Source organism: Nocardia sp. NPDC006630, from assembly GCF_040611495.1.
In the GTDB taxonomy this organism is placed as follows: Bacteria; Actinomycetota; Actinomycetes; order Mycobacteriales; family Mycobacteriaceae; genus Nocardia.
Window position 1 is genome coordinate 42522 of the sequence record NZ_JBEXOK010000009.1, and the last position, 13566, is coordinate 56087.

The window sequence follows — 13566 nt, forward strand, 5'->3', positions numbered from 1 at the left end:
ATGCTCCTTCGAGACGGTCGTCAAACGACGCTGTAGGTTCCGGTGCGGTACGACAGCTCACGCAGGGTCTGTTCGTTGGAGGTGAATCTGATGGCCTGCCAGCCCGATTCCTCGGCGGCCGCGCAGTTCTCGGCGAGGTCGTCGATGAGCAGGCATTCGGACGGCGCGACGCCGAGCGCTTCCTCGGCAATGCGGAAGATCCGCGGATCCGGCTTGCGCACGCCGACGAAGCACGAGTCGATCAGGGCGTCGAGCTCCCCCGCCGGCTCGATCATCCGATGCCAATGCGGTTCCCACTCCACGACATTGTTGGACAGCACGCCCACCAGGTGACCCTGGGCGCGCATCGACCGGACCGTCGAGGCCATGAGGGAATTGCAGCGAATATCCGAGAACCATTGGCCGCCGAACATTTCTAGCTCGGCGCGCGACAGATCCAAGGCGGGATTCGCGGCCGCGAGATGGGTGCGCAGGCGAGATCCCCACTCGTACTCGGTGATCGAGGCGAGTTCGATCGGTGCGAGTGGATGCGCCCCGAGATCGGCGCCCACCGCGTCCATCGCGGCCCGCAGCGCACGTGGCGTGATCCCGGTCTTCAGCTCGTACGCGTCGAAGAGCTCGGACAGCGGCGGCGACAGCACTCCCCCGAAGTCGAACCAGATCGCCCGCGGCGCAATCGCGTTCATGCCGGGATCCGAATCGCGCGCACCCGCGGTGACGTGCCGACCCGCTGCAGCAGAATGGTGGCGGCGGCGATCACCCGCCCCTCCTGATGCAGCGATGCGGCGAAGGCGAGCTGATTACCGCATTCGGTGATCTCCGTCGTCACCTCGCAATCCACCGGCAGTTCGAGCTCGCCGATGCTGACGAACTGGACGGAGCACTCGACCAGCAGTAGTCGATGCGGCGAGAGCCCGAACAGTTCGTGCGCGGCGACGAGCGCGGATTGGCGGACCGCTTCGAAAACCAGCACACCGGGCACATGGTCGAGAGGGTGGTCGAACAGTGCGGGATGGTCCTCGTCGACGAGAATCCGCGTCGAGATCGCATTGTCGTGCACCTCGAAACCCGCGATGAGCACATTGCCGGTCAGGCGCCGCGCGACTTCCCGGGGATCGATGCGAGTGTCGAGACCGTAGGCCCGCACCGGTTCGAGCGCCAGCGCCGCCCGGCCTTTGGTGCGCAAACGCGCCCAGGCCGCTCGCGGCATCCACTGGATCACCATGTCCATCTCCGCCGCGGGCCGATTGTCCAGGGAGAGCGTCATTTTCAGCGTGATGCCGACAATGACGCCGTCGCGGGTCTTCTCCTCGACGATCTCGGCATCGAGGACGCCGTCCGCAGGGCGCGGTCCGATGGCCAGCGCGTCCAGCGAAACAATGCGGAGTTCACCGATATTGAAGATGAACGCGGAGTCCGGCGGCGCCTGGACATACCGGTGCGCGATGAGAATCGAGGCCTGCCGGAAGGTTTCGAGCAGTAGCAGCGGGTCGTACCGCTGTTCCACGCAATCGTGATCGCTGTAATAGCTGTGCACCCGCGGAAGCTGCGCTCCCAGACGGAATTTCGGATAGCGATCGCACACGATATCGGTGAGGAATACTTCACAGATGGCGGCGCGATGTACGTCTTCGCGGGGTATCGAACTGCGATAGGACAGTCTGGGTTCCACAAATGTGGTCACACGTATCTCCTAAAACGTCGCTGGACCGAACGGGTGCAGGAGAATTCGTCATGCCGGACGCGGTGATGGATGCAATGACGGCGGTGGGGGGGCTGTGCCGCATCGCTGCGCCGGGCATAAGGAGTCTCCGAGAAGGAGCAATCCTGCACCGGACGATGGGCACAGCGATCAGGGTCGCCGTGCTGTCCCGAGAGAGGGAGTCCGACTGAAGTAAAACAGACCATCCGACCCGCGGCAACCCGAGGAAGACCAGGTCACATCCACGGCCTGGTTCGATGAAAGACGAACCACTGGTAAACTGACTACGTGCCCGATCACGAAGGTCACCCCGAAGTCGACGAGATCGAACTCGTCGACGTCTTCGCCGCTCTCGCCGATCCGCTGCGGCTGAAAGTCGTGCGCGATCTGCTCGCCGAACCCGACGGCGTCGAACGCCACTGCACGTCCTTCGGCCTCCCGGTCTCGAAATCGACCCGCAGCCACCATTTCAAAGTGCTGCGCGAAGCCGGCCTGATCCGTCAGGTCGACCGCGGCAATTCCCGAATGGCAACGCTCCGGCGCGGCGATCTCGAAACACGTTTCCCGGGGCTGCTCAGCTCCATCGTCTAAACCGTCACCGAAGGCCGCGCCGACACTGCTTCAGCCAGCCGCCGATGCGAATTCATGCGGGCCTCGCGGTCGTAGGTGCTGGTGTGCACGAGGATTTCATCGGCTCCGGTGTGCGCGATAAGGCGATCCAGGGCGGGCAGGACAATCGACTCGGGACCGTGGATATGCCCGCGAAGGGATTCTTCGAAGAGACGGCGCTGGCGGTCGGTCATGGGTTCGCGCTCGATGTCCTCCGGTGACAGCAATGGCGGGAATTCACCACGGGTGCGCGAGTAGGCGGCGGACCACGCTTCGGGAAGCAGCAGGCGGTGGGCTGCTTCGGCCGTATCGGCGATCACGACCGAGGCGGAGACGATCACATAGGGCGCCGCACCCCACTCCGTGACACGGAAACCATTGCGGTAGTTCGTGATTGCCTCGACCATCGCCTCCTCGCCGGAGACCGCGGCGATGACCAGCGGCAAGCCGAACCGGGCGGCGCGTTCGGCGCCGGAACCGGTGGCGAGCAGATACGCCGGAACGCGCAGCCCTTCGGCGGGCCAGGCGTGCACACCGTTTCGGCCGCGGGTGAAGTAGTCGAGCAGTTCGGTCAGCTGGGCATCGAAGTCGTCGGCATCATCGCGGCCATGACCGAGTGCCCGGCGCACACCGTCGGTGAATCCCACCGAACGGCCCAGACCCATATCGATCCGGCCCGGGAACAGCGCTTCGAGCGTGCCGAATTGTTCTGCCACCACGAGCGGTTGGTGGTTCGGCAGCATGACCCCGCCGGTGCCGATGCGAATGTGATCGGTGGCGGCGGCAATCGCGGCCGCCAGCACGGTGGGCGCGGAGCCCGCGACGCCGGGAACGCTGTGATGTTCGGACACCCAGAACCGGTGGTATCCCCAGCTTTCCGCGAGCCGCGCGAATTCGACGGTTTCCCGCAGCGCCTCCGGATGCGACTGACCGCGGCGGGTGCGCGATCGGTCGAGGATCGAGAAGCGGGTCGCCTGCGATGCGGAGGTCATATACCTGATCAACGCGCTCCGCGCGCGTTGATTCCGCGCGCGCGAGGCCCGCGACCACCCGTGCAAATGCACAAAAGCAGTGGTCAATGCTCGGCGTACCGCCGATTGCGCGCGAGTTCGCAGTGGTGTGAGCTAGGTCGCATGGGCCGGAGTATGTGATTCGGCTGTGTGGAAACAATGGAGTTTTTGGAGGCTCGGTGAACAGGTCTCGGATGCGGCGGCTGCTGGTTGTGGCCACGTCCGCATGTTTGGTGACGGTGGGAACGGGCGCGGTGTCGGCGCAGCCCGCCTATCCGCCGAATTTCCCGTCGGATCAGAATCAGATCCCGCAATTGCCTTCGGAGCCGCAGATTTACGACATGCTGCCGATTCCGTCGCCGGATCAGGACGCCTGGTACAACGATCCGCCGAACCTCGCCGATTACAACCCGGGTGACATCGTCCGGTCGCGAGAGGTCCAGACCCGCATTCTGGGCATCCCGTTCCCCGTGTACACCAAGCAGTTGCTGTTCCGGTCGAACGATGTGCACGACAATCCGATCGTCACCGCGACCACCGTGATCGTGCCGGGCATTCCGTGGCAGGGCAGCGCGCGGCCGGTGGTGTCCTTCCAGGAGGCCATCGACTCCACCGATTCGGCGTGCAATCCCTCGCACACCCTGCAGGTCGGCACCATGAAGGAATCGACGCTGGTCGCCGGTTGGCTGGCACAGGGTTTCGCGATCAACATCCCGGACTTCGACGGAAAGTTCAATACCTTCAACACCTTCGACGAAGGCAAGATGGTGCTCGACAGCCTGCGGGCGATGAAGAACGATCCGGCCCTGGGATTCGCCGATTCGGGTATCGCGCTCTACGGATTCTCCGGCGGCGGCAGCGGTTCCATTCGCGCCGCCGAATTGCGGGAGACCTACGCACCGGATGTGCGACTGCTCGGGACGGCCTTCGGCGGCACACCCGGCGACCTGGTGGCGATCGCGAATTACGGCTCCGCGCGCGAGCCGGGCGTGACGGGAACCAGCAATTTCACCATGTGGCTGGGCTTCGCCTCGCTGGCGCGCGAATATCCGGAGGTGTTCAAGCCCGAGGAGTTCTTGACCCCCGAAGGGCAGGGGCTCCTGGCGGATATGCAGCACCGCTGCTACGCCACCATCGCGGCCGAAGGTGTGTATCGCCCGATCAGCGAGTACTTCCTGCCGGGGAAATCGATCAATTCCTCGCCTGAGGTGCTGAAGGTCCTCGAGGACAACAGTCTCGGCAAGCACATTCCGGATACTCCGCTGCTGTGGTGGCACGGCGATTGGGACGAGCTGATTCCGCCGTCCACGGTGCTGCCGACGGTCCAGTCCTATTGGGATCGCGGCGCGGATCTGCGTTTCTACACCGATCCGATTCCCGAGCACCTCACCAATGCCGTGGTCGGCTGGGCGCCGGCGGTCGCGTGGACCAGTGCCGTGCTGCGCGGGTTACCGCCCGGGCCCCGGTTCAAGGCCGATTTCCAGCCGCTCCCGCCGGGATTCCCGGGCAGCTGACGCCAAAATTCCCCCGGGGCTATCTGTGACAGCGTGTAGCGCATACTGTGTGCGGACACACAGTTCAGGTAGATCCGGGGAGGCAGCAGTGAACAACCACATCGTGGCGGACCCGGTCCTGCTCGCGGAACCGGCCGCCACACTGGAACTCTTGCGCGCCCGCGCCACGACGCTGGCCGGGGAGTTCAGTGGTGAGGTCGCGCCCTACGACACCCTCCCGCACTCGATGCGGGACGCGGATTTCGTACCGAGCGCGAAGCTCAATCTCGAACTGTTCTTCCGCTACGTCATCGAGCACATCGAACCGTCCGCGGAGGACACCCAGCCGCTCATCGACCGGGCGGTGACGCTGGTCCACGACGGCATGGGCCTGACCGAGGTGCTGACCAACTACCGGGTCGGCGCGGCGTTCTTCTGGTCGCAGCTGATACCGCTGATGGATCGCGACGAATACGGGGTCGTCCCCGAGGTCGGCCTGCGGCTCACCGAGTACATGGGCCTGATCATGGCGCGCATAGCGACCGCACTGGTCGAGGATGCCCGCCAGCCGCGCTGGGACATCCTCGAACGCCAGCACGAGGTCGCCGATGCGCTGCTGTCCGGCCGCGAACCCGGCAGCTGGGCGGTGGATCCCGAATCACCGCTCGCCCCGGCCTTTCTCATCGCCGTGGTCCGGCTCGGCGAACCGACCCCGGGCACCCTGACCCGCCTGCGCAGCCGCATCGCGCATCTGCCCGGCACCCTGCTGCACCGGGACAGCGGGGGCTGGACCGCGCTGGTCCCCATGCCGACGGACGGCGGTGAGCCGGAGCAGGTGCTCGTGGATGCGCTTGCGCTGCGCGATATTCGGCCGCATCCGCAGTTCTGGATCGGCGTGGCGCCGGCTCCCTCACATGCGGCGATTCCCGCCGCGTACGCCGAGGCCCAGATCGTGGCGGAGGTGGCGCGCTGTCTGCAACTTCCGGAGATCGTGTGCCGCCAGCAGGACATGATGTTCGAATTCGCCATCGCCACCACCGGTTCCACCCGGCGCACGCTGGCGGCCCTGCTCGATCCGCTCGACGATCAGCCCATGCTGGGCCAGACCCTCGATGCCTTCATCGACAATCAGTTCAACCACAATGCTGTCGCCCGAGCACTTTTCATCCACCGCAATACCGTCACCTATCGGCTGACCCGCATCGCGGACCTCACCGGCTACGACCCGCTGCACCCGTCCGGCATCTCGACGCTCATGGCAGCGCGTACGGCTCGCCGGCTGGAATCGAAGTCCTTCCAGCACGACGGCGAACACCGGCCTCGTACTGGATGACCGCGATCGGCAATCCACCGGATTCGGGAAGAGAAGACCCCACATCCGAGGTTGAACCGAGGAGGAGGTAGGTCTCGGTACGGACGGAATTTGCCTCTCGGGCATGACAATTCGCCCCCGACAGGTCAAGATGATCAATGGCCCCGGCCACACATCAACCATATCGAAGAACAGTTCCAGCGCTTCGGCCCCTCGCGGCGCGGACAGGAGAACCCCGTGGCAACGTCGCCGCAGACCTCGGTATCCGTCACGTCCGTGATCGTCGAAACCAGCCCACCGGCTCGGATCGGCACCCGCATAGCGCATCCCGTGCTGCGCACCACCCTGCAGCAATTTCTGCGCGCGGGCGCCTGGGTGGCCGATTTCGGGCCGGTTCCCGCGGAGTTGATCTTCCGGGCCACCCGGCTCTCGGAGGCGCCCGCCCGCATTCTGGGCGCGCCGCGCGGGGTGCACCGGCATCCAGTGTTCTTCGACAATTTTCAGGCCGAATGGCTTTGGACCGCACCGATTCCCGATCCGCGGATCGAGCGGGATGCGGCCATCCTCTACTTCCACGGCGGCGCGTTCATCGCGGGTGGTCTCAACAGCTACCGGCGCCACACCGCGCGACTGGGCAGCATCAGCGAATTGCCGGTGTTCACCGTCGACTACCGGCAACTGCCCGATGCGCACCCCAATGACAGCCTCGACGATGCGCTCGCCGCGTACCACTACCTGCTCGATCAGGGCTTCGCGCCCGAAAAGATCATCATGTCGGGAGATTCCGCGGGCGGCGGTCTCGCGCTGCGCCTGGCTTTGACGGTGCGCGATCTGGGTCTGCCACTGCCCGCGGCCATTTCGGTCACCTCACCATGGGCCGATTTCGATTCCACGGCCCGCATGGCGCATGCCAATGCCAATGCCGACGCGGTGCTGCCGGCGGCGGGCCCCGGCATGGTGGTGCGGCGCGGGATCGCCATCGATGGGGTGCTCGATCCCAGCTGGTCGGTGGTCAATCACGATTTCACCGGGCTGCCGCCGATCCTGCTGCAGGTCGGCTCCCGCGAAATGCTGCTCGCCGACGCGCTCGCGGTAGCCCGGCGCTGCGAGGAGGCGCAGGTATCGCTGCGGCTGCAGATCCGGGCCAGCGCCCCGCACACCCTCATTCACCTCGGGGCAGGTCTGCTCGCCGACGGCCGGGATGCCGCCTGCGATGCGGCCGAGTTCCACCGTGCGATGATCGATTCGGCCGCCTCCGGCCGCAGCGCCGCCTGAATCGACCACGAGAGGCTCGAATGGCCCAGCCTGTCAGTACGTCCCAGCCCGCCGTCCTCATCACCGGCGCGGCCGCCGGTATCGGGCGCGCGATTGCCGCCCGCTTCGCGGCTGCGGGCTGGACGGTCGGCCTCTACGACATTGACGCCGACGCGGTGCGCCGCACCGCCGAGGAGATCGGCGGCCGGACCATCACCGGGGCCTTCGACGTGACCGATCCCGCAGGCTGGGAGCAGGCACTGCAGGAGTTCACCGACACGACCGGACGCCTGGACCTGCTGGTCAACAATGCGGGCATCCTCTATTCGGGAGCCTTCGGCGATATCTCACTGGAACGCCAGCACCGCCTGGTCGACGTGAATGTCAAAGGCGTCCTCAACGGCTGCCACACCGCGCTCCCGCACCTGCGCCGCACCCCCGGCAGCCAGGTCGTCAACCTGGCCTCCGCCTCGGCCTTCTACGGCCAGCCCGGCCTGGCCACCTACGGCGCGACCAAAGCCGCCGTCCGCAACCTCACCGAGGCGCTCGACCTGGAATGGCGGCAATACGGCATCCCGGTCCACGACCTACTCCCCCTGTTCGTGGCCACCGGAATGATGGACGAGGTAGCCCGCGGCTCGAAGTCCGCAACCACCCTCGGCGTCCACCTGACCCCCGACGATATCGCAGAAGCCTTGTGGCGCACCGCCACTCATCAACACCGCCTGCGCGGGCCGCACGTCCTCATCGGCCTGCAAACCAAACTCACCGGCCTGGCGGTCCGGCTCGGCCCGGCATGGATCACCCGTTCGGTCGTCGGCTGGCTCAGCAAGGCCGATTCGCTGTAGCGGAGACCTCAAACCAGTCGCCGGACAAGTGAAGCCCCCGGGCCAGTCCGGCCAAGACTCCACGTTGTCGGCTTCGAACCTCTGGCCGCCCAGCGCGTCACGATCAGCGACCGCGCTTCCCCGTTGCATGCGGCCACCGCCACCGACGGATGGTCCATCGAACCGGTGCATAAGCGAGGGCGACGAGTATTGCGGACCCGGTGAACACCTCGAAGCGCCCATCGCTGCGAGCATGGCTCTGCATCTGCGCTTGGCTCTGCAAGTCCCCGGGTCTGCTGTCAGACATCCCTTTCATCAGCCCGCCGGGCCAGTACAGGTGCACATCATGATCGCCGCGGACGTGACCGTGCAGCACCTCGCATCCATCGATCGGAGCCATCACAGCGCCGCCGCACGTAGCAGTGCGCGTCAGATCGTGGACCCCGCTGATGAGCAGACTCACCGCCACGGCAACCGCGACCAGCACCAGAGCTCCCAAACCGACCAGGGCCCAGCGTGCCGACGGCTTCACGAATATCCTTCCAGTGCATGGGTTTTGGTGAATCATCGGTGGCACGTGTCGTATTTCGCGCGCAGTGTCTTCCGGAGGGCAATGGCGCAGTGATCGTTGCGGCCGTCTCCACTTCGCTGACAGTGCGCGATCCGAATTCACATGCAGTTGTGACCGCGAAGGCGCGACTACACCTATTCCGCGCGGTGTCGGCGACTACTGGATGTCTATTTGGCTACTGCGGACAAGGGCTTGCTGTCCGCGCCGGGCTTTTTGCATTCGATGCGGACCTCGACCAGTGTGCCGAACGGGCCGACGGCGCCGATGCCAGGCTTTTCCTTCGACAGCTCTTGCATGAGCGCGATGCCGGTGTCGTCGTCTGTGTCTTGGGCCAGGAAGTCGTGGCAGGTCATGTCGGCGACGTTGGTGGTATGTACTTCGGTCGAGGGGTTGACATCCAAGGCGACCCCGATTGCCTGGGTTCCTTTGTCCTTGCAGTTCATTTCCGCCCAGGTGACGCCCAGTTCGCCAACGCTCGAGCCGTGCCAGCCGGGGTTCTCGCTGGCGATCTGACGCAGCAGATCCTCTTTGTCGGACTGGCTTTCGGCCAAAAACGTCGAACAGGCGGTCTTGGATGCCGGACCCAGGCCCGCTGCGCGATCAGCGGTCGTTGTGGGCGCACTGGTTGTGCCACTCGTGGGCGCAGGGCTGGCCGTCCCCGAGGTTGTTGTGCTGCAACCGGTCACGGCGGCGACCGTAGCCGCCGCAGCGACCAGCGCAAGAACAAATCGCTTCATCGAACTCCCACCCATCGAATCTCCCCACCGGACAGACATATTCGCTCCGGCTCCAAAACGATCTTGCCAGACCGGTGGGGCGACGCGCGTATTCGATCGAGCCGGGGCTCAGGAATCGGCCAGAGCTGTGGGCTACATGGGATTGACTGGAGAATCGGCCTGAGCGGTCAAAGATCGCGGTGGGGCGGCAAATTTTGCCGCTGAGGAGGGGTTTGTGACCGCTCAGGCCGATCGAGACCTCTGACCGCGCTTACCGAACCGGCCGACAGAGGAACCTGAGCGATTCCCGAACTCCCTGATCCTTGCCGACAGAAAGCTACGATTGGTCGAACTTGCCTGCCTGAAGGGCGGCAGTGAAGGCATCCCACTCGGCCGGGCGGAACTTCAGTACCGGGCTGGACTCACCCAGCTTCGAGTCTCGCACCCAGACGGAGCCCCCACTCAGGTGCGCAGCCTCCACGCAATCCTTGCCCGACCCGCTACGGGTTGACTTGAACCACTGGGCGGCGGACAGGTCACTATTCACTCGCCGAACTCCTCCGCTGCTGCCAGGACCATTTGCCTGGACTGAACTTCGTCCAACGCTACCTGCCCGATCTCCCGCAATGCAGCCCGATATCGCTGAACTTCAGCCTCTCGTTCCAGATACAGATCCCCCGCATACTCCTCGACGTAGACGATCGGCGGCTCTGTGAGCTTCGACTGCGGAAGCACCGGAAACTCCAGGAGACTGAATGGCCCCACCAGAATCCCCAAGTGCCGCGCTGCACTGAACGGAACCACTCGGACCGAAACATTCTGCAGCTCCGATATTTTCGCCAGGTGCGCGAGTTGTCTGCCCATGACGGCTCGGCCACCTATCTGTTCCCTCAGCACAGCCTCGGACAGCAGCGCCGTCATGCGGAACTTGGGATCCTCCAGGCGAACCTGCCGCCGAGTGGCCAGCTCTATCCGCGTTTCCACGGCATCCGGTGTCAGCTGCGGAATCTCGGCCCAAGCCAGCGCTCGCCGATAGTCCGGAGTTTGCAACATGCCAGGAAGCACGCCTGTCTTCCACGCGGTGAACTGGTGTGCGGCTTCTTCCAGAGACAGGAAGTGATCGAATCCGCTCGGCAGCTGGGCGTCAGCGTAGGCGCGCCACCAGCCGCCACCCCGTTCACGTGCGGATCGGACTTCCTGCTGGAGGGCCAGCAGCCTCTTCCGCTCTTCGTCGCTCGCGTCGAACAGATCGCACAGTGCATTGATCTGGAACGAGGTCAGGCGGGTGGTCACCCCTTCCTCGGTCCGGCTGATGGACTGCGGGGAAGTCTCTGCGGCCCTTGCTGCTTCGGCCTGCTGTATCCCCTTGTGCGTGCGTAGACGGCGAAGTTCCCGCCCTAGAGCACGGCGGGCGAGCGTACTCCCGGAAAGGCTCATGTCTTTAGCCTCACTATCGAGCGGCGCAGTTTCTGGAAGCCGTCAAGTGGCTGTATGCAATTGGCGGCACCCGTGCAGAAAGTCTGGCATCAACCATACGGAATCGGTCATCTGAGAATGCCAGTTTCTCAGGATCGGAGGTCTACTAGTTACACCCCCGGTGGACGAGAAACCATGGCCCCGGCCGATCGCCACCGACGTGCCCTGGCGATCGGAGCAACGCCTGGAAGTACCGGCCATCGGGGGACCCATGACCACCGATGCCGCGTCATGTGGGGTGACCACCCTTGCAGGGCAACGCTATTGGAAGCCGTCGGCCTGTCGCGGGCGGCGTGCCATCGCGTGGTTTTCCGAAGCACTCGAGACTTCTCGTTCCAGGGAGGATGAGCAATGCCGATCAGCCATATGCCGCCGGACTATCCGGTCATGAGTCTGGAAGTTGCGAAGCGCGGGCAATCGGAGCACGCGGATTGCCCCGAAAGTTGTTTGGCCAAAGCCTATTTCGATCGCCGGGTTCCCCGACTGGAACGGGAGGCGCAGCCGTTCAAGAGCTCCTGTGATTCCAGCCTCCGCAAGGGCGCCTGGAACATCTGGTGACCACTTCCTCGCCTCGGCGCCCAGCTCTCACCGATCCCGCGCGGTGGCCGACCCGCCGCGTCAAGCCCGATTCACGCGCGCGGTAGCCTCGATCGATGCCTCGCACCGTTACCCCGCCGCATCCGTTCGACGTCGCGACCGAACTGATCTACGACGGCGACGGGAACTATCGCGGGCAGACCACGCCGGACTACGCCAATATGGTGGGCCCGTTCGGCGGGATCACCGCCGCGACTCTGCTGCGTGCGGCGCAGGAGCATCCGGATTGCCTTGGTGAACCGCTTTCGATCACCGTCAATTACGCCGGGCCGATTGCCAACGGGCCCTTCGTCATCTCCGCGGTTCCGGTGCGCACGAACCGCAATACGCAGCACTGGACGCTGACCCTCAGCCAGGACGGTGCCGTCACCACCACTGCGACAGCCGTATTCGGCAACCGCCGCCAGACGTGGTCCTCCACCGAGGTCACCGCACCGGCGGTGCCGCCCGCGGACAGCCTCGAGCCCGAGGCGCTGCCGGAGTTCATCGCCTGGGTCCGCAATTACGAGATGCGATTCGCCGAGGGCGCCATCGCGATTCAGGACGCGGATCCGAACCACAGTTCGACCACCACGCTGTGGGTGCGGGAGACGCCCGCGCGGCCGCTGGACTATCCCGGCCTGACCGCGCTCAGCGATGTGTTCTTTCCGCGGGTCATGCTGCGCCTGGGCCGGGTCGTGCCCGCCGGCACCGTCTCGCTGACCGTGTATTTCCACGCCGACACTGAGCTGCTGACCGCACAATCCGACCTTCCGGTGCTCGCCACCGCCCGCTCACAGCACTTCGGCAACGGCTTCTTCGACCAGTCGGCCGAACTGTGGGCCAATAACGGCACACTGCTGGCAACGAGTCACCAGATGGTCTATTTCAAGGACTGACGGCCCTCAGAGGATCGCGACCGGGGCCACGGGGGTTCCGGTCGCGCCGACAAACGGCTCGGGCATGGCGGAGAGCAGGAATTCGTACTGCCCCTCCTCCGCGCAGACTTCCGACAGCTCCTGCAGATTCCAGTTCTGCCCCTGCAGCATGCCCATCTCCACAAGATGCAGCGCGTGCACGGCCAGCATCAGATTGTCGATTTCCGGCGGGAAGATCTCGAAGGTGAGCGTGTCATTGGCTACGGCCGCGACATCGCGCGCATGGAACCATTCGGGGCAGCGCACGGACAGGCCGGGCGCCGGTACGGCATAACCCTGGCGGTCCCCGGCCAGGAACAGCCGCATCTGGCCGGTGCGGACGAGCACGATATCGCCCGCACGCACCTTCACTCGGCCGAATTCCTCGGCGGCGTCCAGATCCTCCGGTGTGACCGCGTGATCGCTCGCCAGACCGTCCACCCCGCGCGCTCGGGCCACGTCCAGCAGGACGCCGCGCGAGACGATGTGCGGCACCTTGTCGATTCCGCTGAAGGCCGCACCCTTGTGCGCGGTGATGGTGTCGGCGGGACGGCCGTTGTAGATCCGCCCGGAATGCGAGATATGCGTCAGTGCATCCCAGTGCGTTCCGGCCTGCAGACCCATCGTCACCACGTCATCACTGGTCGCAATGGTGCCGGGGCCGAACAACTCCCAATTGATCGCGATCATGCTGTGCAGCGCGTTGACCCGGCCCGGAATCATCCCGGTCTGCACACCCTGCTGACTCAGGGGCAGTGCCAGCGCCACTCGGCGGCCGCTGCGCACTGTCCCCGCCGCCGCGCGCACCACCTCATCGGTAATAAGATTGAGCGTGCCGATCTGATCGTCGGAACCCCAACGGCCCCAATTGTTCACACGCTTTGCGAGGTCGAGAAATTCCGCTGGAAACGCCATACATCCGAACCTACAGACCGGCCGAACACGACCGCGCCCCGGCTGCGCCCTCATCGCGCAACCGGGGCGGGATCCCAGGTTCGAGTTATTTCGCTGCTGCGACCGAAAGGATGCAGCGCGGGCTTAGCAAGTGACGAGCAAACTCTAAGTTCAATCCGGTCTTGCGACAATGCGTAGGACTGTGACCT

Annotated in this window: 14 protein-coding genes; 7 read left to right on the top strand and 7 right to left on the bottom strand. The window is 65.1% G+C overall.

Annotated features, from left to right (window positions below):
• Window positions 1-20: 20 nt before the first annotated feature.
• The gene (locus tag ABZX86_RS26375) at window positions 21-686 is read right to left on the bottom strand and encodes an HAD family phosphatase (RefSeq protein WP_355127338.1); all 666 of its coding nucleotides are present in this window, start codon (window positions 684-686) and stop codon (window positions 21-23) included.
• Window positions 683-1684, bottom strand: coding sequence for an AfsA-related hotdog domain-containing protein (locus ABZX86_RS26380; RefSeq protein ID WP_355127339.1), 1002 nt, complete (start codon window positions 1682-1684; stop codon window positions 683-685). Before ABZX86_RS26380 ends, ABZX86_RS26375 begins: the two co-directional genes overlap by 4 nt.
• A 306-nt stretch (window positions 1685-1990) precedes the next feature.
• Between ABZX86_RS26380 and ABZX86_RS26385 the strand changes: the two genes are divergently transcribed.
• The gene (locus ABZX86_RS26385) at window positions 1991-2293 is read left to right on the top strand and encodes a helix-turn-helix domain-containing protein (RefSeq protein ID WP_327146254.1); all 303 of its coding nucleotides are present in this window, start codon (window positions 1991-1993) and stop codon (window positions 2291-2293) included.
• Here the strand turns inward: ABZX86_RS26385 and ABZX86_RS26390 are convergent.
• Window positions 2290-3303, bottom strand: coding sequence for an LLM class flavin-dependent oxidoreductase (locus ABZX86_RS26390; protein ID WP_355127340.1), 1014 nt, complete (start codon window positions 3301-3303; stop codon window positions 2290-2292). The genes ABZX86_RS26385 and ABZX86_RS26390 overlap by 4 nt on opposite strands.
• Window positions 3304-3500: 197 nt before the next feature.
• Between ABZX86_RS26390 and ABZX86_RS26395 the strand changes: the two genes are divergently transcribed.
• The 4 genes from ABZX86_RS26395 (at window position 3501) to ABZX86_RS26410 (ending at window position 8228) form a co-directional block, all read left to right on the top strand.
• Complete coding sequence (locus tag ABZX86_RS26395) at window positions 3501-4835, top strand: lipase family protein (RefSeq protein WP_355127341.1); 1335 nt, start codon at window positions 3501-3503, stop codon at window positions 4833-4835.
• A gap of 88 nt (window positions 4836-4923) precedes the next feature.
• Window positions 4924-6147 (top strand): helix-turn-helix domain-containing protein, encoded by a 1224-nt coding sequence (locus tag ABZX86_RS26400; RefSeq protein WP_355127342.1) that lies wholly within the window; start codon window positions 4924-4926, stop codon window positions 6145-6147.
• A gap of 216 nt (window positions 6148-6363) precedes the next feature.
• Complete coding sequence (locus tag ABZX86_RS26405) at window positions 6364-7401, top strand: alpha/beta hydrolase (protein WP_355127343.1); 1038 nt, start codon at window positions 6364-6366, stop codon at window positions 7399-7401.
• A gap of 20 nt (window positions 7402-7421) precedes the next feature.
• The gene (locus ABZX86_RS26410) at window positions 7422-8228 is read left to right on the top strand and encodes an SDR family oxidoreductase (RefSeq protein ID WP_355127344.1); all 807 of its coding nucleotides are present in this window, start codon (window positions 7422-7424) and stop codon (window positions 8226-8228) included.
• A gap of 717 nt (window positions 8229-8945) precedes the next feature.
• Here ABZX86_RS26410 and ABZX86_RS26415 read toward each other — a convergent pair.
• The 3 genes from ABZX86_RS26415 to ABZX86_RS26425 form a co-directional block, all read right to left on the bottom strand.
• A complete protein-coding gene (locus ABZX86_RS26415; protein WP_355127345.1) occupies window positions 8946-9515 on the bottom strand; it encodes a hypothetical protein in 570 nt (189 codons plus the stop codon).
• A gap of 316 nt (window positions 9516-9831) precedes the next feature.
• The gene (locus ABZX86_RS26420; RefSeq protein ID WP_355127346.1) at window positions 9832-10041 is read right to left on the bottom strand and encodes a DUF397 domain-containing protein; all 210 of its coding nucleotides are present in this window, start codon (window positions 10039-10041) and stop codon (window positions 9832-9834) included.
• Window positions 10038-10931, bottom strand: coding sequence for a helix-turn-helix transcriptional regulator (locus tag ABZX86_RS26425; RefSeq protein WP_355127347.1), 894 nt, complete (start codon window positions 10929-10931; stop codon window positions 10038-10040). The genes ABZX86_RS26420 and ABZX86_RS26425 overlap by 4 nt, the downstream gene beginning before the upstream one ends.
• Before the next feature lie 390 nt (window positions 10932-11321).
• Here ABZX86_RS26425 and ABZX86_RS26430 point away from each other — a divergent pair, with 390 nt between their 5' ends.
• Complete coding sequence (locus ABZX86_RS26430; RefSeq protein WP_355127348.1) at window positions 11322-11528, top strand: hypothetical protein; 207 nt, start codon at window positions 11322-11324, stop codon at window positions 11526-11528.
• A gap of 95 nt (window positions 11529-11623) precedes the next feature.
• Window positions 11624-12445 (top strand): thioesterase family protein, encoded by an 822-nt coding sequence (locus ABZX86_RS26435; RefSeq protein ID WP_355127349.1) that lies wholly within the window; start codon window positions 11624-11626, stop codon window positions 12443-12445.
• 6 nt (window positions 12446-12451) lie between these two features.
• Here ABZX86_RS26435 and ABZX86_RS26440 read toward each other — a convergent pair whose 3' ends face one another.
• Window positions 12452-13378 carry a cyclase family protein gene (locus ABZX86_RS26440; protein WP_355127350.1) on the bottom strand — a complete coding sequence of 309 codons (927 nt, stop codon included), beginning with the start codon at window positions 13376-13378 and terminating at the stop codon, window positions 12452-12454.
• Window positions 13379-13566: the final 188 nt, after the last annotated feature.

Bases quoted from the DNA above. Each gene is read 5' to 3' on its own strand.
- ABZX86_RS26375 (WP_355127338.1), bottom strand. From the start codon at position 686: ATGAACGCGATTGCGCCGCGGGCGATCTGGTTCGACTTCGGGGGAGTG.
- ABZX86_RS26390 (WP_355127340.1), bottom strand. From the start codon at position 3,303: ATGACCTCCGCATCGCAGGCGACCCGCTTCTCGATCCTCGACCGATCG.
- ABZX86_RS26410 (WP_355127344.1), top strand. From the start codon at position 7,422: ATGGCCCAGCCTGTCAGTACGTCCCAGCCCGCCGTCCTCATCACCGGC.
- ABZX86_RS26415 (WP_355127345.1), bottom strand. From the start codon at position 9,515: ATGAAGCGATTTGTTCTTGCGCTGGTCGCTGCGGCGGCTACGGTCGCC.
- ABZX86_RS26425 (WP_355127347.1), bottom strand. From the start codon at position 10,931: ATGAGCCTTTCCGGGAGTACGCTCGCCCGCCGTGCTCTAGGGCGGGAA.
- ABZX86_RS26430 (WP_355127348.1), top strand. From the start codon at position 11,322: ATGCCGATCAGCCATATGCCGCCGGACTATCCGGTCATGAGTCTGGAA.
- ABZX86_RS26435 (WP_355127349.1), top strand. From the start codon at position 11,624: ATGCCTCGCACCGTTACCCCGCCGCATCCGTTCGACGTCGCGACCGAA.
- ABZX86_RS26440 (WP_355127350.1), bottom strand. From the start codon at position 13,378: ATGGCGTTTCCAGCGGAATTTCTCGACCTCGCAAAGCGTGTGAACAAT.